21 protein-coding genes are annotated in these 18,912 nt (G+C 68.6%); 10 read left to right on the forward strand and 11 right to left on the reverse strand.

Annotated elements, in window-relative coordinates:
• The first annotated feature begins 26 nt into the window (after nucleotides 1–26).
• The gene (locus KBY57_RS02660; protein ID WP_254994340.1) at nucleotides 27–632 is read left to right on the forward strand and encodes a phosphoribosyl-AMP cyclohydrolase; all 606 of its coding nucleotides are present in this window, start codon (nucleotides 27–29) and stop codon (nucleotides 630–632) included.
• 26 nt (nucleotides 633–658) lie between these two features.
• A complete protein-coding gene (locus KBY57_RS02665; RefSeq protein WP_254994341.1) occupies nucleotides 659–2,230 on the forward strand; it encodes an NCS2 family permease in 1,572 nt (523 codons plus the stop codon).
• On the opposite strand, the gene KBY57_RS02670 is transcribed toward KBY57_RS02665, so the two are convergent.
• Together KBY57_RS02670 and mnmE are read right to left on the reverse strand one after the other, a co-directional pair.
• Nucleotides 2,221–3,015: a hypothetical protein gene (locus KBY57_RS02670; protein ID WP_254994342.1), complete on the reverse strand. Its 795-nt coding sequence runs from the start codon at nucleotides 3,013–3,015 to the stop codon at nucleotides 2,221–2,223. The genes KBY57_RS02665 and KBY57_RS02670 overlap by 10 nt on opposite strands.
• A 40-nt stretch (nucleotides 3,016–3,055) precedes the next feature.
• Complete coding sequence (gene mnmE, locus KBY57_RS02675; RefSeq protein WP_254994343.1) at nucleotides 3,056–4,444, reverse strand: tRNA uridine-5-carboxymethylaminomethyl(34) synthesis GTPase MnmE; 1,389 nt, start codon at nucleotides 4,442–4,444, stop codon at nucleotides 3,056–3,058.
• Here mnmE and KBY57_RS02680 point away from each other — a divergent pair.
• On the forward strand, nucleotides 4,434–4,913 hold the full coding sequence (locus KBY57_RS02680) for a DUF2062 domain-containing protein (protein ID WP_254994344.1): 480 nt from the start codon (nucleotides 4,434–4,436) through the stop codon (nucleotides 4,911–4,913). The genes mnmE and KBY57_RS02680 overlap by 11 nt on opposite strands.
• A gap of 10 nt (nucleotides 4,914–4,923) precedes the next feature.
• Here the strand turns inward: KBY57_RS02680 and KBY57_RS02685 are convergent, their stop codons facing one another.
• The gene (locus KBY57_RS02685) at nucleotides 4,924–5,112 is read right to left on the reverse strand and encodes a hypothetical protein (protein WP_254994345.1); all 189 of its coding nucleotides are present in this window, start codon (nucleotides 5,110–5,112) and stop codon (nucleotides 4,924–4,926) included.
• A gap of 151 nt (nucleotides 5,113–5,263) precedes the next feature.
• Between KBY57_RS02685 and KBY57_RS02690 the strand changes: the two genes are divergently transcribed.
• The gene (locus KBY57_RS02690) at nucleotides 5,264–5,428 is read left to right on the forward strand and encodes a hypothetical protein (RefSeq protein ID WP_254988084.1); all 165 of its coding nucleotides are present in this window, start codon (nucleotides 5,264–5,266) and stop codon (nucleotides 5,426–5,428) included.
• On the opposite strand, the gene KBY57_RS02695 is transcribed toward KBY57_RS02690, so the two are convergent.
• Complete coding sequence (locus tag KBY57_RS02695; RefSeq protein WP_254994346.1) at nucleotides 5,425–7,785, reverse strand: RelA/SpoT family protein; 2,361 nt, start codon at nucleotides 7,783–7,785, stop codon at nucleotides 5,425–5,427. The genes KBY57_RS02690 and KBY57_RS02695 overlap by 4 nt on opposite strands.
• Before the next feature lie 52 nt (nucleotides 7,786–7,837).
• On the opposite strand from KBY57_RS02695, the gene KBY57_RS02700 reads away from it, so the two are divergent.
• Nucleotides 7,838–9,439, forward strand: coding sequence for a dipeptide ABC transporter ATP-binding protein (locus tag KBY57_RS02700; RefSeq protein WP_254994347.1), 1,602 nt, complete (start codon nucleotides 7,838–7,840; stop codon nucleotides 9,437–9,439).
• Here KBY57_RS02700 and KBY57_RS02705 read toward each other — a convergent pair.
• Genes KBY57_RS02705 through KBY57_RS02715 form a run of 3 tightly spaced genes read right to left on the reverse strand, consistent with a single transcriptional unit; the run spans nucleotide 9,390 to nucleotide 11,655 of the window.
• Entirely contained in the window at nucleotides 9,390–10,370 is a 981-nt protein-coding gene (locus tag KBY57_RS02705) for an RluA family pseudouridine synthase (RefSeq protein WP_254994348.1), read from the reverse strand. The genes KBY57_RS02700 and KBY57_RS02705 overlap by 50 nt on opposite strands.
• Nucleotides 10,367–11,281: a ribosome biogenesis GTPase YlqF gene (gene ylqF / locus KBY57_RS02710; protein ID WP_254994349.1), complete on the reverse strand. Its 915-nt coding sequence runs from the start codon at nucleotides 11,279–11,281 to the stop codon at nucleotides 10,367–10,369. Before ylqF ends, KBY57_RS02705 begins: the two co-directional genes overlap by 4 nt.
• Nucleotides 11,281–11,655, reverse strand: a complete 375-nt coding sequence (locus KBY57_RS02715) for a universal stress protein (RefSeq protein WP_254994350.1) — start codon at nucleotides 11,653–11,655, stop codon at nucleotides 11,281–11,283. The genes ylqF and KBY57_RS02715 overlap by 1 nt, the downstream gene beginning before the upstream one ends.
• Before the next feature lie 163 nt (nucleotides 11,656–11,818).
• Here KBY57_RS02715 and KBY57_RS02720 point away from each other — a divergent pair, with 163 nt between their 5' ends.
• The gene (locus KBY57_RS02720) at nucleotides 11,819–13,024 is read left to right on the forward strand and encodes a phosphoglycerate kinase (RefSeq protein WP_094560852.1); all 1,206 of its coding nucleotides are present in this window, start codon (nucleotides 11,819–11,821) and stop codon (nucleotides 13,022–13,024) included.
• 141 nt (nucleotides 13,025–13,165) lie between these two features.
• Nucleotides 13,166–14,071, forward strand: coding sequence for an NAD(P)-dependent oxidoreductase (locus KBY57_RS02725; protein ID WP_254994351.1), 906 nt, complete (start codon nucleotides 13,166–13,168; stop codon nucleotides 14,069–14,071).
• A gap of 11 nt (nucleotides 14,072–14,082) precedes the next feature.
• On the opposite strand, the gene KBY57_RS02730 is transcribed toward KBY57_RS02725, so the two are convergent.
• Nucleotides 14,083–14,865, reverse strand: a complete 783-nt coding sequence (locus KBY57_RS02730; protein WP_254994352.1) for a hypothetical protein — start codon at nucleotides 14,863–14,865, stop codon at nucleotides 14,083–14,085.
• Between the two features lie 50 nt (nucleotides 14,866–14,915).
• Here KBY57_RS02730 and KBY57_RS02735 point away from each other — a divergent pair, with 50 nt between their 5' ends.
• The 3 genes from KBY57_RS02735 (at nucleotide 14,916) to KBY57_RS02745 (ending at nucleotide 17,032) form a co-directional block, all read left to right on the forward strand.
• Nucleotides 14,916–15,986, forward strand: a complete 1,071-nt coding sequence (locus tag KBY57_RS02735; RefSeq protein ID WP_254994353.1) for a UDP-N-acetylglucosamine--N-acetylmuramyl-(pentapeptide) pyrophosphoryl-undecaprenol N-acetylglucosamine transferase — start codon at nucleotides 14,916–14,918, stop codon at nucleotides 15,984–15,986.
• A gap of 411 nt (nucleotides 15,987–16,397) precedes the next feature.
• Nucleotides 16,398–16,706, forward strand: coding sequence for a nucleotidyltransferase family protein (locus KBY57_RS02740; protein ID WP_254988071.1), 309 nt, complete (start codon nucleotides 16,398–16,400; stop codon nucleotides 16,704–16,706).
• Nucleotides 16,703–17,032, forward strand: coding sequence for a DUF86 domain-containing protein (locus KBY57_RS02745; protein ID WP_254994354.1), 330 nt, complete (start codon nucleotides 16,703–16,705; stop codon nucleotides 17,030–17,032). Before KBY57_RS02740 ends, KBY57_RS02745 begins: the two co-directional genes overlap by 4 nt.
• 41 nt (nucleotides 17,033–17,073) lie before the next feature.
• Here KBY57_RS02745 and KBY57_RS02750 read toward each other — a convergent pair whose 3' ends face one another.
• The 3 genes from KBY57_RS02750 to KBY57_RS02760 are packed head-to-tail and all read right to left on the reverse strand — an operon-like array spanning nucleotide 17,074 to nucleotide 18,882.
• The gene (locus KBY57_RS02750; protein ID WP_254994355.1) at nucleotides 17,074–17,493 is read right to left on the reverse strand and encodes a type II toxin-antitoxin system VapC family toxin; all 420 of its coding nucleotides are present in this window, start codon (nucleotides 17,491–17,493) and stop codon (nucleotides 17,074–17,076) included.
• A 5-nt stretch (nucleotides 17,494–17,498) separates the two neighbouring features.
• The gene (locus KBY57_RS02755) at nucleotides 17,499–17,768 is read right to left on the reverse strand and encodes a FitA-like ribbon-helix-helix domain-containing protein (protein ID WP_254994356.1); all 270 of its coding nucleotides are present in this window, start codon (nucleotides 17,766–17,768) and stop codon (nucleotides 17,499–17,501) included.
• A 19-nt stretch (nucleotides 17,769–17,787) separates the two neighbouring features.
• Nucleotides 17,788–18,882 (reverse strand): pyridoxal phosphate-dependent aminotransferase, encoded by a 1,095-nt coding sequence (locus tag KBY57_RS02760; protein WP_254994622.1) that lies wholly within the window; start codon nucleotides 18,880–18,882, stop codon nucleotides 17,788–17,790.
• Between the last annotated feature and the right edge of the window lie 30 nt (nucleotides 18,883–18,912).

The raw sequence follows: 18,912 nt of genomic DNA on the forward strand, positions 1-18,912 counted from the left end.
ACGTTTTTACTGAAGCTAGATCCAACGTGCCCCCCTTGACCCACCCCCATCTACGCAACCTCGCCCCACTCACTGCCGTGGGGCTGCTGAGCCTGGCGGGTCCGGGCATCTCTGCTGCCATGGCCCAGGCCGCCAAGCCAGAGGTGCAGATCCTGGACAACAACATCTCCCTCGCCCAGGTGCTCAAGGCCCAAGAAGGCTGGTGCACGGCCCTGCTGCAGATCAGCGCCGACTACGCCAAGGGCGGGATCACCAAAGCCAAGGCCACCGCCGCAACAGTGGTTGATCAAGCCTATGGCTACCAGTACGGACCGGTGGCGTTCAAACCAACCTTGGCCTCAGGCGAACAATCCTTTCGCACCGACCGCGAAGGTGCCCTCGCCTACTTTGTGGGCCACAATCCGAAATTCCCGCAAGACAAGGGTTTCGCCATCAAGCCCTGGCGCTCCTGCAGGATTGTGAACCAGGTGATTCAGCTGAATGGGGCATCGGCCACCACCATGGGCAATGTGATCTTCACCGATGCCGCAGGCAGCGTCACCAGCGTTGATAAAACCTGGACGTTTATCAAAGAAAACGATGGCAGCGTGCGGATCGTGCTGCACCATTCATCACTGAACTACGGCGGCTGAACCTCCCCGCGTCTGCCACCACCGCCATGCCCAAACCCCGCTGGTGGACAACCGGTGACCTCGACGGTTTTCTAGGCCTCGGGCTCGACAACCTGATCCAGATCCTGTTGATCGTGGCCCTGTGCCGGGGCGTGCTCGGGTACCCCGACAACCTGGTGTTCGGCACGATCCTGCCGGCCACGGGCATCAGCCTGGTGTTGGGCAACCTGGCCTACGCCCGCCAGGCCTTTCAACTGGCCCGGCGGGAGGGGTGCGATGACCGCACCGCCCTGCCCTACGGCATCAACACGGTGAGCCTGTTCGCCTACGTGTTTCTGGTGATGCTGCCGGTGAAGCTGACGGCCCTGAGCCAGGGCCTGGATCCATCCGCAGCGGTCACCCTCTCGTGGCGAGCCGGACTGATCGCCTGTCTGGGTTCGGGGCTGATCGAGTGTTGCGGAGCCTTCCTCGGCAATGCCCTGCAGCGGTGGCTGCCCCGGGCTGCCCTGCTCTCCACCCTGGCGGGGATTGCCCTGGGCTACATCGCCCTGGGCTTCCTGCTGCGCACCTACGCCCAGCCGGTGGTGGGTCTGGCAGTGCTGGCGGTGATCCTGGTGGGCTACTACGCCCCGGTGCGCTGGCCCGTGCCCGCTGGCCTGGTGGCGGTGCTGCTGGGCATCGCCCTGGCCTGGGCCACGGGCCTGATCGACCTGGATCCGGTGAGCTGGCAGCACAGCACGACTCTGATCGGCCTGCATCTGCCCCAGCTGCAGCTCACCGAGCTTTGGCAGGCCCGCGGCCAGCTGGGGCCTTGGCTGGGGGTGATCGTGCCGATGGGGCTGTTCAACGTGATCGGCTCCCTGCAGAACCTCGAGAGCGCCGAGGCAGCGGGGGATCGCTACCCGGTGCGCAGCTCGATGCTGATCAATGGCATCGGCACCCTGGCCGCCGCCACCCTCGGCTCCTGCTTTCCCACCACGATCTACATCGGCCACCCGGGCTGGAAGGCGATGGGAGCCCGCATCGGCTACTCCTGGCTCAACGGCGTGGTGATGGGCGCCGCCTGCCTGCTGGGCCTGTTTGGCGTGGTCGGCCAGCTGGTGCCGATCGAGGCGGGTATGGCAATCGTGCTGTACATCGGCCTGGTGATTGCCGCCCAGGCCTTCCAGGCCACACCACCGCGCCATGCTCCGGCGGTGGCGCTGGGGCTGCTGCCGGGGCTGGCCGGCTGGGGAGCGCTGATGCTCAAGGCGGGGCTGCGGGCCGGCGGCAGCGGCACGGCTACCAACCCTTTTGGCCCCCAGCTGCTGGCGCCCCTAGCCCAGGCCGATGTGTGGGCCGCCGGGGCCTTCGCCCTAGAACAGGGCCAGATCATCGCGGCGATGCTGCTGGCGGGGATGCTCGTCTACGTGATTGAGGCCCGCCTGCTGGCGGCGGCGGCCTGCGCCGGCATCGCGGCCGTGCTGGCCTGGTTTGGCGTGATTCACGCCTGGCAGTTCACCAGCTCCGACACCGTGCTGCAGCTGGGCTGGGGCGTGGGCCAGAGCTGGGCCCTCGGCTACGCCGTGATGGCCCTGGTGTTCCTCGCCGCGCGCTGGGACCTCCCGCCTCAGCGCTGATGCTGCAGCAAGCCGAGGGTGAGGTCGTCGGGATCGGTCTGCAGGTAGACGTAGCCACCCCCATTGGCGAGCAGCACCACTTTGTAGTTGTAGGAGGCACCGGCGGCATCGCGCTGGGTCATCGAGCCGAGGCAGTCGGCACCCAGCTGCAGGCTGCCGCTGTAGGTGACCTTGTCCTGGCGGCCGGCATAGCTCGACACCGCCAGGCCCTGCACCGCACCGCCCTGCCACCACTCCCGCTGCACAACCGCATTGGGCTGCCAGCGGTCAGCCAGCCAGCTCTGGCCCTGCTGCTGGCTGGTGACCAGGCCATCGAGCTGCTCCGGCCGGCACGCGCCCGGCGCCTGGGCGACATAGCGCAACGAGAGCACCTCACTGGGGGACACCACCAGGGAGACCCGCGGCCGCCCCTGCTGATCGAGGGCCACGACTTCGCCCATGGCACCCGACTCGCCCTTCACAGCAACTGAGCTCTGACGCTCCACCACGGCCCAGCAGTTGGCATCGGCCTTCACCTGGCCGCTGTAGCGGTCTTCGCGAAAACGGCGCCCTTCACGCAGGTAGCGCACCCCCTCGATGCGTCCATCCGGGGACCAGCGCTCCTGCATCAGCAAAGCAGTGGGTTCGCCCCGGTGCTGACCGCTCCCCAGCACGACAAAGGTGCCGTCCGCCGGTGCTTTGCACTGAACCAGAGCCGCAGCGGCTGACGGTTCAGCAGCCGCAGCCCCTGGCATCAGACCAGCACAGAAAGCCAGAGCAGCATGCAAAGCACGGGGGCTGGCCATTCCGCGAACACCATCAAGTGGTGGCAGTTTGGCAAGGCCCCTACTTGCCGATGCAGAAACGGGCGAACACCCGATCCAGCACCGCCTCGCTCACCTCCTCGCCAGTGATCTCGCCCAGGGCCCGCACAGCGGCCCGTAGGTCGATCGTCCAGAAATCCCAGGGCAACTGCTGCGCAGCCGCCTCGAGGGACGCCCCCAGGCTGAAAGCCGCCGCGGCCGCCAGATCCCGCTGGCGGGCGTTGAGAGCCACCTCCAGGCCTTCGGCAGGGCCAGCGCCGCAGCGGCGCAGCAGCTCCGACACCAACGCATCGCGGCCGGCACCCGTGAGAGCGCAGAAGCGCACATCGGCCGGCTCCCCAGCCCCAGCGGGCACCAGGCCCACCGCCAGGCCAGCCACATCAGCCTTGTTGCCCGCCACCAGCAGCACGGCGCCCTCGGGCACCAACTCCCGCAGGGCCTGATCCTCCGGGCTCCAGCCGGCGCTGAGATCAAACAACAACAGCACTGCATCGGCGGCGGCCAGGGCGGCCCGAGAGCGCTCAATGCCCAGCTGCTCCACCCGGTCGCCGGTGTCGCGGATGCCGGCGGTGTCGAGCAGGGTGAGCGGCACCCCATCGAGCACCAGCTCGCTCTCCAGCAGGTCGCGGGTAGTGCCGGGCAGGTCGGTCACGATCGCCCGCTCACGGCGGCTGAGCAGGTTGAGCAGGCTCGATTTGCCCACGTTGGGGCGGCCCACGATCGCCACCCGCAGGCCGTCGCGCAGCAGCTCCCCCTGACGCGCTTCGGCCACCAGCTGCTCCAACTCGCACCGCACAGCCTCCAGCTCCGCCACCACCGCAGCGCCATCCAGCGGCGGCAGATCCTCTTCGAAATCCACCCGCGCCTCCAGCTCCGCCAACTGGTCGAGCAGCCGCGAGCGCAGGCCTCCCAGGCGCCGCTGCAGGCCACCATCGATGCCGGCCATGGCCAGCTGGGCAGCGCGGCGCGAACGAGCCGTGATCATCTCGCCGATCGCCTCGGCCCGGGTGAGATCGAGCCGGCCGTTGAAGAAGGCCCGCTGGCTGAATTCCCCCGGCAGGGCCCGCCGCGCCCCGGCCGCCAGCACCAGCTCCAGCACCCGCTGCACCGCCACCAGGCCGCCGTGGCAGTGCAGCTCCACCACGGTTTCACGGGTAAAGCTGCGGGGGGCCCGCATCAGCAGTAACAGCGCTTCATCCACCCGCTCACCGCTGGCGGGATCCACCACGTGGCCGTAGAGCACCCGGTGGCTGTCCCAGGCCGGCCGCCCAGGCGCCGCAAACAAAAGCCGGCCGATCGGCTCCGCCTCGGCCCCGGAGATTCGTACGATCGCCACACTGCCTTCGCCCGGCGCCACCGCCGTGGCGATGGCCGCGATGGTGTCAGCGGTTCCGGAGTCGTTGAGGCGCATCCCCCCATTTCAACCCCACACCGCCGTGGGCCGCCGCCTGCGTCAGCTGCTGGCCTGGCTCTGGCATCAGGAGGGCAGCCATGGCCAGCGGGCCCGGGGTCTAGCCGCCGGACTGTTCTGCGGCTGCTACCCGTTCTTCGGCCTGCAGATCCTGGGGAGCGTGGCGCTGGCCTCGTTGGTGCGGGGCAATCACCTGCTGGCCGCGGCCGGCACCTGGGTGAGCAACCCCTTCACCTACGTGCCCCTCTATTGGTTCAACTACCAGGTGGGCTGCTGGCTGCTCGGGCCCGGGGGGGGATGGCCAGGCCTCGACAGCCTGCAGGACGGCAGCATCTGGCACAGCAGTGGGGCGTTCGTCAGCCGCCTGCTGCTGGGCTCCACCCTCGTTGGCCTGACCACCGCGCTCCTGGGGGGCTGGCTCTACTGGCACTGGCTGGAGCGGGAACATCGCCGCCGGCAGCAGGGCTGATCAGCCCTGCTCAGGAACTTGCCAAGCCGGGAAACACCATCAGGTCGATGTGGCCCCCTTCAGGGTGGCGCCACTCGCGGAACTCCTCGGCCAGGGCGTGTTGCTCCTGGAGCAAGGCCTGGGCCTGCAGGTCCTGGAGGCGCTGATGCACCAGGTCGAGGGTCTCGTCGATCAGTTGGGCCGCTTGCTCGGAGGTCATGGCGTGGCACGCGGAGGATGGGGTGGTTGTAAGGGGGCGCCAGCCGAGCCGCTGTAGCCGTCGTGACGGCTGAACCAGCCCTGTCGTCAGACCCTCACCCAAGAGCGGCCAGGCTGGTGGTGCGAAGATCGGCACTCATCAACGCGAGCCTGTGGCGGACGGCAAGGGTTCAGAAGGCAAGGGAACTTCGCGCTCGGCACTGTCCGGCCTGCTGCTGGTGTTGGGCTCCATGGGCGGCCTGGCCCTGCTGGTGTGGGTGACGCTGGTGATGCTCGACCTCAAGCACCTCAACACCGGCGGCTTCACCCTGCCTTAGCCGATCCCGGTGCGGGCGATATCGAGCACATCCGCCATCGAGCGGATCTGATTGATCGTGTTGGCCAGTTGGCTGGCACTGTCGAGCTCCACCCGCAGATCGATGCGGGCGGGCTTGCCGGGATTAGTGCGCACCCGGGCATCACTCACGTTGATGCGGTGGTCGGAGAGGCGGGTGAGGATGTCCTTCAGCACGCCCACCCGGTCGAGAACCTCGATGCGCAGCTGCACCGGATAGCGGCGCGGGCGGGCATCGGTGGCCGAATTCCAGCGCACCGGCAAACGCCGCTCGGCCGGCACCTGGTCCACGTTGGAGCAGTCCTGGCGGTGGATCGTTATGCCGTGGTTGCCCAGGGCCACGGCTCCGAGAATCGGCTCGCCAGGAAGGGGACTGCAGCAGCCCCCCAGCCGGTAGTCGAGGCCCTCGAGGCCGAGGATCGGGCTGGCGCCGCCCGCTCCGCTCCCCTGGGAGTCGGCCTGGCCTGCATGGGCGGCCGCCACGCTGGCCGCCACCTGCTCGTTGCTGGGCACGGGGGCCGAGGCCTCGCTGGCCAGGCGCAGTTCCTCCCGCAGGCGGTTGAGCACCTGGTGCAGGGTGACCCCGCCGAACCCCAGCGACGCCAGCAGATCTTCGGTGCCCGTGAGGTTGCAGCGACGGGCCACCTTGGCCATCGCCTCCCCATGGAGCAGGGCATCGAAGCCATCGCGCCCCAACTCCCGCTCCAGCAGTTCCGTGCCGCGCAGGATGTTCTCCTCACGGTGGCTGGTTTTGTACCAGTGGCGGATGCGATTGCGGGCCGTGGGGGTGGCCACGAAATTGAGCCAGTCGAGGCTCGGGTGCGCCGTTTTGGCGGTGATCACCTGCACGAAGTCGCCGTTCTGCAGGGGAGTGGCGAGGGGGCAGAGACGGTCGTTGATGCGCACGCCCTGGCAGTGGTTGCCGATCTCCGAGTGGATCCGATACGCGAAGTCCACGGCTGTGGACCCCTTGCGCAGGCCCACCACATCGCCATTAGGGGTGAACACGAAGACCTCTTCATCGAAGAGGTCTTCCTTGATCGAACGCAGGAAATCGCTGCTGTCAGTGCCGCCGTCATCTTTCTGCCAGTCGACCAGCTGCCGCAGCCAGTTGAACCGCTCCGCATCGGCACCGGACGCCGCTGGCGAACCACCTTCCTTGTACTTCCAGTGGGCCGCGATGCCGTACTCGGCCACCTGGTGCATGTCGGTGGTGCGGATCTGCACCTCGATCGGCCGATGACGGCCGATCACGGCCGTGTGCAGGGATTGGTAGCCGTTGGGCTTGGGCAGGCCGATGTAGTCCTTGAAGCGGCCGGGGATCGGCCGGAAGGTGTCGTGCACCACCGCCAGGGCCCGGTAACAGCTCTCGAGATTCGGGCAGAGAATCCGCAGGGCGGCCACGTCGAAGATCTCGTGGAACGCCTTCTGCTGGCGCTGCATCTTGCTCCAGATGCCGTAGAGGTGCTTGGGCCGACCGCTCACGTCGCAGGTGTTCAAACCAACAGCAACGAGGCGATCCCGCAGCAGCTGCACGGTCACCTCCAGCCGCTCCTCGCGCTCGCTGCGCTTGGTGGCCACCTGCTGCTGGACGTCGCGATAGGCCTCAGGCTCGAGGATCTTGAAGGCCAGATCCTCCAGCTCCCACTTGAGCCGGCCGATGCCGAGGCGGTTGGCCAGGGGGGCGTAGATCTCCCGGGTTTCGCGGGCGATCCTCAGCTGCTTCTCGGGCTTGAGCGCACCCAGGGTGCGCATGTTGTGCAGGCGATCCGCCAGCTTCACCAGCACCACGCGGATATCGCTGGCCATGGCCAGAAACATGCGGCGCAGGTTTTCGGCCTGGGCCTCGGTGTGGTTGGTGAAGTGAATGCCGCCGAGCTTGGTCACGCCCTCCACCAGGGCCCGCACCTCGGCACCGAAGTGCTGCTCGATCTCCTCGGGGGTCACGTCGGTGTCTTCCACCACATCGTGGAGGAAGCCAGCGGCGATCACCCCGGCACTGGCGCCGATGTCGCGCAGCAGATCGGCAACGGCAACCGGATGAATGATGTAGGGCTCGCCACTGGCCCGAAACTGGCCCTCGTGGAGCTGGTAGGCGAAATCAAAAGCGGAGGCCAGCAGGGCCTCGGGATCGGTTGGGCAGCTTTCCCCCTCTCCCGGCGGCACGTGCTCAATGCAGCGCTGCAACCATTCGGGCAGGGGCACGCCGTAGTCGGCGGGGGTGCGGATCGGCCGGCGCCCCAGGGCTTGACTCTCCGGGGCTGGCCCAGGGGCAGGTGGAGCGGCCGCGACTGAAACAGCCACAGCGGTTGCGTCCAGATCAGGAACCGCCCTGAGCATTCCACCCTGCGGAGTTCCCTCATCGTATGCAGCGGCGGCCAAGCTGGGGACCATGACCAGCCCCGTGCTTGCAATCGACAACCTGGTGGTGCGCTACCCCGCTGCGGAGCGTCCCACCCTGGATGGGCTGACGCTCAGCCTGAGCCCGGGCGAGCGGCTGGCCCTGGTGGGCCCCTCCGGCTGCGGCAAAAGCACCGTGGCCCGGGCGGTGCTGCAGCTGCTACCCCCGGGCAGCCAGTGCAGCGGTGGGCTGCTGCTGGCTGGGCAGGACCCCAGCCGGCTGCGCCGGGGCGCCCTGCGGCAGCTGCGCGGCGAAGCGGTGGGGCTGGTGTTTCAAGACCCTATGACCCGCCTGAACCCGCTGCTCACCATCGGCGACCACCTGGGCGACACCCTGGCGGCCCACCGTCCCCAGTGGCGGCGGCGCCAGGTGCGGGAGCGGGCCGAAGAGTTGCTGGACAGGGTGGGCATCAAGGCCGATCGCTACGGCAGCTACCCCCATGAGTTCAGCGGCGGCATGCGCCAGCGGCTGGCGATCGCCCTGGCCATGGCCCTGCAGCCGCCCCTGGTGATCGCCGACGAACCCACCACCAGCCTGGATGTGGCCGTGGCAGGGCAGGTGATGGCAGAACTAACCAACCTCTGCCGGGAAGCGGGCAGCGCCCTGCTGCTGATCAGCCACGACCTGGCGATGGCGGGCCGCTGGTGTGACCAGATCGCCGTGTTGGATCAGGGCCGGCTGATCGAGCAGGCCCCAGCCCAGCAGTTGCTCACCGCCCCGGTCTCCCCCCTGGCCCAGCGGCTGGTGGCCAAGGCGCGGGAACGAGAAGGCGCCCAGAGCCCCCCACCCGCGCCGGCCGCTCCCTTGCTGGAGCTGGAGGAGCTGCGCAGCTGGCACGCCCTGCCCTCGCTGCCCTGGCAAACCCGCTGGCTGAAGGCGGTGGACGGGGTGAGCCTGCGGCTGCAGCCGGGCGAAACCATTGGCCTGGTGGGCGCCTCCGGCTGCGGCAAGAGCACCCTCTGCCGGGCCCTGATGGGGCTGGCACCGGTGCGGGGCGGCAGCGTGCGGCTGGAGGGCCGCAACCTGCTGAGCCTGCGCGGCCGGGCCCTGCGGCAGGCGCGGCGCGGCATCCAGATGGTGTTTCAAGACCCCCTGGCCTGCCTCAACCCCCAGATGGCGGTGGGTGAGGCGATCGCCGATCCGCTGCTGATCCATGGACTGGCCAGCCGCGCCCAGGCCCGCCAGCGGGCCCGAGAACTGCTGGGCGCCGTAGGGCTCACCCCGCCCGAAGCCTTCGAAACTCGCCTGCCCCGCCAGCTCTCGGGCGGCCAGCAGCAGCGGGTGGCGATCGCCCGGGCCCTGGTGCTCGAGCCCAAGGTGCTGCTCTGCGATGAGAGCGTGAGCATGCTCGATGCCGAGGTGCAGGCCGACGTGCTGGCCCTGCTGCGGGAGCTGCAGCAGCGGCTGGGGCTGGGGATGCTGTTTGTCACCCACGACCTCTCGGTGGCCAGTGGCTTCTGCCACCGGGTGATCGTGCTGGAGGGGGGAAATATCGTGGAGGAAGGCCCCGGCGCCCGCCTGCTGACCGATCCCCAGGCCGCCATCACCCGCACGCTGGTGGAGGCATGCCCGCGGCTGCCGAGCGCCGTCTGAGCACCACCAGCAAGCGCTCAAACACCTCCGGCAGCGGCGCCTCGCACACCAGCCGCTCGCGGCTGATCGGGTGATCGAGGCCAAGCTGCACCGCATGCAACGCCTGGCCGGGCAGCTCGATCGGCAGCTTGCGGCAGCGGGAATACACCGGATCGCCCACGATCGGATGGCCCATGTGGGCGCAGTGCACCCGGATCTGGTGGGTGCGGCCGGTGTCGAGCTTGAAGCGCAGCAGGGCGTAATCCCCCAACCGCTCAATCAAGCGCCAATGGGTGCAGGCATGGCGGCCGCTGTCATCGTGCACCACGGCGTATTTCTTGCGATCGGCGGGATGGCGCCCGATCGCCCCCACAATCGTGCCGGAATCGCCCGCTGGCTGGCCGTGCACCACCGCCAGATACTGGCGCGAGGCGATCCGCTTCTGGATCTGCACCTGCAGCTTCACCAGGGCCTCCTGGCTCTTGGCCACCACGATGCAGCCCGTGGTGTCCTTGTCGAGACGGTGCACGATGCCGGGGCGCAGCTCGCCGCCGATGCCGGGCAGGTCGGGGCAGTGGTGCAACAGGCCGTTCACCAGGGTGCCGTCCCGGTTGCCCGGCGCCGGGTGCACGGTGAGGCCGGCGGGTTTGTTGAGCACGATCAGGTGCGCGTCTTCAAACAGCACATCCAGCGGCATTGCCTGGGCCACCAGGTAGGGGAGCGGCTCGGGCGGCGGCATCCACAGCGCCACGCTGTCGCCCTGGCGCAAGGGGGTCTTAGCGCGACCCGTGACGCCGTTCACCCGCACATAGCCGGCCTCGATGAACTTCTGGATGCGGGCACGGCTCTGCTCCGGCCGCTGGGCCACCAGCCAGCGGTCCAACCGCATCGGCAGCGGCTTGGGGTAGGTGAGCGTCAGCAGCTCCCCCTCGCCTTCACCGAAACCGCTCATGACGGCAACGCAAGGGCCGGCAATTCCAGGGCAATGGCGCCCAGGCGGGCGCAACGGAAGTCGTCGAGCAACTTGGTGGCCATGCGCAGGCTGTCGCCACTGGTGTGGCGCGCCGCGGCGGCGGCCAGCCAGCCCTCCACGTCGGGGCCGCCGCCCACCAGCGCACCGAGGGGAATGCCGTAGCGCTTCTCCACCAGGGCGGGTTGCACCCCGGCGGCAGGCTCAGCCTCCAGCAGGGTGAGCAACTGCAGAAACGCCCGGGCGGCGGCTTCGTTGTCGTAGGCGGCCTGGCCGATGTCGTCGCAGAGGGCCAGCCGCAGGGCGGCCTGCTGATCGTCGAGGCGGGGCGGCAGCACGCCGGGGGCATCGAGCAGGTCGAGGTCCTGGCCGAGGCGCACCCAGCGCAGGCTGCGGGTGACGCCAGCGCGGCGGGCACTGTCCACCACCTTCTGGCGCACCAACCGGTTGATCAGGGCCGATTTGCCCACGTTGGGGAAGCCCAGCATCAGGGCCCGCACCGGCCGAGGCTTCATGCCTCGCCCGGCCCGGCGGGCATTGAGGGCCGCGCCGGCCCGAATCGCCGCCTGCTGCAGCTGTTTCACACCGGTGCCGGCCTTGGCGTCGCACCACCAACAGGTCTGGTCCTGGGCCTTGAACCAGGCGGTCCAGGCCTGGCGCACCGGCGGCGGGATCATGTCAACCCGGTTGAGCACCAAGAGATGCTGCTTGCCGCTGATCCAGCGCTGCAGCCGCGGGTGGGAGGTGGCCAGGGGGATGCGGGCATCCCGCACCTCGATCACCAGGTCCACCTTGGCCAGATTGACGTTGAGGGCCTTCTCCGCCTTGGCGATGTGGCCGGGATACCACTGAATCGCCGGGGCATTGACGCTGAGCGGAAGCGTCTGGGGCATCAGGGCACCACCAGCACCGGACAGGGGGCCAACTGAATCACCCGGGCAGCGGTGCTCTGCTGGTCGCTCTCGATCGCGATGCCACGGGTGCCCATCACGATCACATCGGCGTTGATCTCATCGGCCACATCGCCGATCACGAAGGCCGGCTTGCCCTCCCGCTCGATCACCTGACAGCTGACCCCCGCCTCGTCAAAGCGAGCCCGCGCTTGTTGCAGCAGCTCCGCCACGGCAGTGGGATCATCCTGGCCGGGCTCCACCACCGACAGCAGCACCAACGTGCTGGCGTGCTGCTGGGCCAGCTTCAGGGCCACCGCCGCCGTTTCCATCGCCTGGCGGCTCAGGTCGATGGGAAAGAGAACGGTGTCAAACATGGAGCAATGACCGAAGGCAGGGCCCAGGCAGGTGGGAGTTTCAGTCTGGGGGGGCGTCCGGGATCCGGCCAGGGCGGCTGGTTGGCGGAAATCCGAAATCCGGGGAGCAGAAGGCGCCGCGGGGGCTAACCTCCCCCGGCAATTCCGTAATTTCCATACCCCCATGGCGAAGCGATCCCTGGCCAGCCTTTCGGCCGATGAGCTCCGCGGCAAGCGCGTGCTGGTGCGGGTCGACTTCAACGTACCGCTCGACGACGCCGGCGCCATCACCGATGACACCCGCATCCGTGCCGCCCTGCCCACCATCAACGACCTCACCGGCAAGGGCGCCAAGGTGATCCTGGCCGCCCACTTCGGCCGTCCCAAGGGCCAGGTGAACGAGGGCATGCGCCTCACCCCCGTGGCCGCCCGCCTGGCTGAGCTGCTCGGCAAGCCCGTGGTGAAGACCGACAGCTGCATCGGCCCTGATGCCGAAGCGAAGGTGGCCGCCATGGCCGAGGGTGATGTGGTGCTGCTCGAGAACGTGCGCTTCTTCGCCGAGGAAGAGAAGAACGACGCCGGCTTCGCCGCCCAGCTGGCCGCCCTGGCCGATGTGTATGTGAACGACGCCTTCGGCGCCGCCCACCGCGCCCACGCCTCCACCGAAGGCGTCACCAAGGCCCTGAGCCCCAGCGTGGCGGGCTACCTGATGGAGAAGGAACTGCAGTACCTGCAGGGCGCCATCGACGAGCCCAAGCGTCCCCTGGCGGCGATCGTGGGTGGCTCCAAGGTGAGCTCCAAGATCGGCGTGCTCGAAGCCCTGATCGACAAGTGCGACAAGGTGCTGATCGGCGGCGGCATGATCTTCACCTTCTACAAGGCCCGCGGCCTGGCAGTGGGCAAGAGCCTGGTGGAAGAGGACAAGCTGGAGCTGGCCAAGGAGCTCGAGGCCAAGGCGGCAGCCAAAGGCGTGCAGCTGCTGCTGCCCACCGATGTGGTGCTGGCCGACAACTTTGCCCCCGACGCCAACAGCCAGACCGTGTCGATCAACGCCATCCCCGATGGCTGGATGGGCCTGGACATCGGCCCCGACTCGCTCAAAGCCTTCCAGGAGGCCCTGGCCGACTGCAAGACCGTGATCTGGAACGGCCCCATGGGCGTGTTCGAGTTCGACAAGTTTGCGGCCGGCACCAACGGCATCGCCCACACCCTGGCCGACCTGAGCGGCAAGGGCTGCTGCACCATCATCGGCGGCGGTGACTCCGTGGCCGCCGTGGAGAAGGTGGGTGTGGCCGAAAAGATGTCGCACATCTCCACCGGCGGTGGCGCCAGCCTGGAGCTGCTGGAAGGCAAGGTGCTGCCCGGCGTGGCGGCCCTGGATGAGGCCTGATTTCGCAGAGGCCTGACGGTTCAGGAGGGGGCTTCAAGCCCCCTTTTTGCTTGGCAGGGTTTGTGCAACAACCTGTTCAACGGGCGAAAAACACCGGCTCAGACCACAGCGAGGCAGGCTGGGGATCGGACCGGCAAGTGAATGAGCCCAACAGACAGGCCTGCCGTCGGCTGGATTGGACTGGGGGCCCTGGGCGCACCGATGGCGGCCAATCTGCTGGCCGCTGGTTTTCCGCTCACCGTTCACAACCGCAACCGCAGCCGGGAAGCACCACTGCTGGAGTCGGGGGCCAGGGGGGCCGGCAGCCCTGCGGAAGCGGCGACCGCGGCCGAGGTGCTGCTGGTGTGCGTCAGCGACGACTGCGCCGTGGAGGCTGTGCTGCTCGGCGCTGAGATCCTGGGCACCGACCAAACCGCGGCCCGCCAAGGGCTGCAGCCGGGGACGCTGGTGATCGACTGCTCCACGGTCAGCCCGGCCACCAGCCGGCGCATGGCGGCACAGCTCGCTCAGCAGGGCGTGGACTACATCGACGCTCCGGTGACCGGCGGCACGGAAGGCGCCCGCACCGGCACGCTCTCGGTGCTGGTGGGCGGCGATCCAGCCCACCTCGAGCGAGCCCGCCCGCTGCTGGAGGTGATTGGCAGCCGCATCAGCCACTTGGGCCCCGTGGGCTCGGGCCAGCAGGCCAAAGCAGTGAACCAGGTGCTGGTGGCCGGGAGCTACGCCGCTGTGGCGGAAGCCATGGCCCTGGGGCAGCGGTTGGGGCTGCCGATGGAGCAGGTGTGCGAAGCGTTGGCAGCTGGAGCGGCCGGGTCGTGGGCCTTGGAGAACCGTGCCACCAACATGCTGAAGGGTCAGTTCCCCCTCGGCTTCAAGCTGGCGCTGCACCGCAAGGATCTGGCGATTGCCCTGGAGGCGGCCGCTGCCGCCGGCATGGAGCTGCCGGTGAGCCAGCTGGTGGCCGCCATGGAAGACAGCTTGCTGGCGTCGGGCCACGGCAACGACGACGTGTCGGCCCTGGCCCGTTGGTTTGGCAGCCAGGGCTAAGCACCCTGAACTCAGGGATGCAGCTGGGCCTTATCGGCCACCACCAGCACCCGCTTGGTGGCACTGACGATGCCCTGGGGATGCACCAACAGGACCGCCCAGGTTTGAGAGCCGGGGGTGAACGGAGCCTGAACCGACTTGAACAGGCCACCGCCACCCAGGGCACCCAGCTGCAGATTGGGGCTCTCGAGGGCATTCACCTGCTGGCCGGTGAGGGCCACCAGACCGCCGGCAGCAATGGCGCCCTCCAGGGGCTCATCGAACAGCACATCCACGTCGTAGCGCTGACCGGTGAGCACCGCATCGGGGATCTGCAAGCGCACCGGCAGGTCGGCTTCGCCGCTGCGCAGGAGGGTCTGCTCACGGATCACGCTTTGGCCGTTGATGCGGCCACCGGGGCCAGCGCCGCTGCTGAGCACCAGCTGCTGCTGGGCCAGGAGCCGATACAGGGTGGGGCCCTCCTGGCGGCTGCCCGTGACCTGGAGCTGCACAGTGCTGCGACCATCGCGCAGCGCCTTGCCCGGGCTCACCTGCCAGCTGGCATCAGGGAACTGGCGCAGCAGGCTGCGGCGGCGCAGCTCCACCAGGGTGACATCGAGACCCGGACCGTTCTCCAGCACGGCCGCGAGCTCACCAGTGCCATTGAGGGCCGCCTCCAGGGCCTGCAGCTGAACCGCACTGGGGGCGTCGGCAGCCGCAGCCGGCAGGGCTCCGCCCAGCAGGGCGGCCAGGCCGAGCAGGACGCTAGGCAGTAAGGGCTGCAGGATTCGGCTCGGCAGCTGGGGACGCAGCATCAGGGCAGCGGAAACCGCTTTTAAGTTAGGCGCGCTCCAGGCCAACACCCATGCCCAGGCTCCTGATCGCTGCCAGCGGCACCGGCGGCCACCTGTTTCCCGCGCTGGCGGTGGCCGATGCGATGCCGCCCGGCTGGAGCGTGCAGTGGCTGGGGGTGCCCGACCGCCTGGAAACCCAACTGGTGCCGAGCCGCTATCCGCTCCACACCGTGCGGGCTGGCGGGCTGCAGGGCCGAGGCCTGCGCCGACTGCTCAACCTGCTGCAGCTGCTGCAGGCCACCCGCTCGGTACGGCGGCTGATCCGCCGCGAACAGATCGACGCGGTGTTCACCAGCGGCGGCTACATCGCCGCACCAGCAATCCTGGCGGCCCGCTGGTGCGGCGTGCCGATGGTGCTGCACGAGAGCAATGCCCTGCCCGGCAAGGTGACCCGCCTGCTCGGCCGGCTGTGCAGCCAGGTGGCGGTGGGATTGCCCCAGGCCGCCGCCCGCCTGCCCGGCTGCCAGCCGGTGGTGACGGGCACGCCGGTGCGCCATGCGTTTCTGGAGCCCGCCCCCCTGCCTGCCTGGGTGCCGCCGGGCCCCGGCCCCCTGCTGCTGGTGATGGGCGGCAGCCAGGGCGCCGTTGGCCTCAACCAGATGGTGCGGCCCCTGCTGGCCAAGCTCACGGCGGCGGGGGTGCGCGTCGTGCACCTCACCGGCCGCAACGACCCCGATGCCGGCCAGCCGTTGCCCGCTGGCGCCGTGGAACGACCCTTCAGCGACGACATCCCCGGCCTGCTGCAGCACGCCGACCTGGCCATCAGCCGCAGCGGTGCCGGCGCCCTGAGCGAGCTGGCCGTGTGCGGCACCCCGGCGATCCTGGTGCCCTACCCGGCCGCCGCCGATCGCCACCAGGATGCCAATGCCGCCGCCGCCGCCGAAATCGGCGCCGCCGTGATCGTGTGGCAACACCTGCCCGGCGAGCCCGCCCTCGAGCGCACTCTCTGGCGCCTGCTGGGCCCGCGCCTGCGGGGGGCGGCAGCCGCGCGCGATCCCTTGGTGGGCATGGGCGCCGCCATGGCGCAACTGGCGGTGCGCGATGCCGATCAACGGGTGGCCGCGCTGCTCAGCCAGCCCTGAACAACCAACCCTGCCAACAGCCCTAGACTTGTCCAATAGGTCTGTCCAGCAGACCCGGCCCATCGGTATGGCGAGGCGATGCCCATCAAGAGGGGAGAAGTAGCCTTCGTGGCCCCCGATGAACTGGCAGGCCTGTTGGAAACGGCCCACCTGCTGCGCTCACCCGCAAACGCGGAGCGTCTGCTCACAGCCCTCACCAGAGCTCGCGAACAAACACTGCCGCCACTTGGCGCCTGCCCAGGTGGGTCGAATCCTGCAGCGGCTCGGGCTGCTGGGAAAGCTCCTAGACGGTGACCTTCGGCTTGTTGCCGTCAGAGGCTCCAGCTGATGCCCGTAGGGCCTACTCGGCAAGCGCAGCATGCCTGGCAGACCTGTTGATTCAGCCGATACTGAACAGATCGATCTGGCGCTATGACCAGTTCAGTGGACACCACGATCCGAGAGCGGCTGACTGCTCTCATGCCGGAGGTGCTGGCCGTCGCCACGCGCCATGGTGCCTCAAATCTGCGGATCTATGGATCGATCGCCACGGGCCATGAACATCCCGCCAGCGATCTTGACCTGTTGGTCGATCTCCCAGAAGAGCAGTCTCTGCTAGGGCTGATCAGTCTGCGCCAGGACCTGGAGGACCTGCTGGGCTGTTCGGTGGACGTCACAGAAGCGGAGACGCTGCATCCACTGATTCGGTCTCAGATCCTGGAGCAGGCCCTGGCCCTGTGAACAAGGACCGCCTCTACCTCGAAAGCATTCGCGACTGCATGGAGCGCATCGCTGAGTACACGGCTGGAGGGGAGCAAGCGTTTCTGGCTTCCCGCTTGATCCAGGACGGCGTGATCCGCAATCTGGAGGTAATCGGTGAAGCCACGAAGAACCTCAGCACCGAGCTGCGGGATGCCAACTCTGCAATTCCCTGGCGTCAGATCGCTGGCATGCGTGATGTGCTCATCCACGACTACCTCAAGGTGAATCTCGTCAGGGTCTGGCGCACCGTGGAACTGGACTTGCCGCCCCTCCAGGCAGTGTTGAGCCAACTGCTGGGCCAATGAGGAGGACCACCGCCTGTTGAGGCAACGGGTGGCCGCGATGATCAGCCAGCCCAGGGATTAATTACGTCAAGCCCCACATCAGCGAAGTCGGCCCCATCTCGGGTGGCGAGCTGGGCGCCGTGCGCGAGGGCTATAGCAGCGATCACCGCATCAGCTGTGGCCATGGGCCGCGCCAACCGTTCACGAGAGCGCAAGAGATCGGCATACCAATGGGCGGCTTCGCTGCTGAAGGGCCAGACCCGGCCAGCAAAGATGTCGGCCACCAGTTCGTCCCAGCACTGCTGAAGAGCAGCCTTGCGTCGGCCATCCGGCAGCCGCCTGATGCCGTGCAAAATCTCCGCTTCATTCATGGCCGTGATCGCCACGAGGCCAAGATCCAAACCATCCACCCAAGCCAGCACCTGGGGGTTGGGCCGAGGACGCATCAACTCGGAGAGCACATTGGTATCCAGCACGATCACACCGATCAAGCCCCAAGATCCGCCGGCTGCGGCTGAGAGCTGCGCTCGGGCAGCTCCAGCTCAACGCCACCCAGCGCGGCGAAATGGGCATGAATTCGTTGGCCAAGCCCAAGGCGACTGGGCCCACTGGGTTTGGATGGCCCGCGAAACAAGGCCTCGCGCAGGATCGTGCGCACCTCCTCCTCCATCGAGCGGCCGTGGCGCGCTGCCTGGAGACGCAGCTGCGCCTTGGTGGCCTCATCCAGGTTGCGGACTGTGAGCGTTGCCACGGGCATGCATGCAATGCAATCAACGCTAGCGACCAAGCTCCTGCCTCAAGGCCCGAATCATGCGCCGGTTGTTTTGGCGGCTCTGGACGCCAATCCGCAGCCAGTGCTCCCCCAGCCCGTCGAAGGAGCGGCAATCGCGCAGCAGGATGCGGTGGCGGCACTCCAGGCGCTCGCGCAGCGGCACCAAGGACGCATCGCCGCGAATCAACAAAAAGTTCGCGGCCGAAGGCAGCGGCGTGATGCCCGGCAACGCCTCCAGCCGGGCCAAGAGCCAGGCCCCCTCGCGGGCCGTCCAGCGCTGCACCCGGTGGCACCAAAGCCCGTAGGCCAGCGGATCGCCCAGCAACCGCTCGCCCACCGCCACCGCCAGACCATTCACCGGCCAGGGATCGCGCCAACGGGCCCAGCGCGCCAGGCGCTCGGGCTGGGCGATGGCATAGCCGAGGCGCAGGCCAGCGATCGACCAGAGTTTGGTGAGGCTACGGATCACCACCAAGTTGGGGTGGGTGCGCACCAGTGGAATCAGGCTCTGGGCTTCCCCGCCCGGCACCAGCGGCAGGAAGGCCTCATCCGCGATCACCAGGGTGAAGCGCTCCAGCAACGGCTCGAGGGAGGCACGGCTCCACAGCGCGCCAGTGGGGTTGTGGGGGTTGGTGAGCCAGAGCACCGCGCCCGCCGGAGCCGCCGGAAACAGCTGCGGCCCCAAACCGCCCTGCAAAGGCAACGGCAGAGATCGCCAGGCGCCGCCCCAGCAGTCCAGGGCGCGGGGGTAGTCGGCAAAACCCGGCTGGGGGAGCACGCTCAAGCCGGCCGCCGCCGCATCGCGCGCTGCCCAGGTGAACAATTCCGCCGCCCCGTTGCCGGGCAGCACCGACTCGGGCTCCACCCCATGCAACTGGGCCAGGGCGGCGCGCAAGCCAGTGGCGTGACGATCGGGGTAGGCCCGCAACTGCGAGCCAGCGGCAAGCCCCAGCGCCACCCTCAGCAGGGAGTCGCGCACAGCCCAGGGCGGCCCGAAGGGCACCAGGGAGGCACTGGCATCGAGCAGCTGGGAGGGCCGGCAACCCAGGCGCGTGGCGGTGGCGGCCAGATTGCCGCCATGGCGCTCGGAGGGCGGCATCGGCATGGCCGAAAGCTAAGTGCCGACGTC

Source organism: Cyanobium sp. Aljojuca 7D2, from assembly GCF_024346415.1.
Taxonomy (GTDB): Bacteria; Cyanobacteriota; Cyanobacteriia; order PCC-6307; family Cyanobiaceae; genus Cyanobium_A.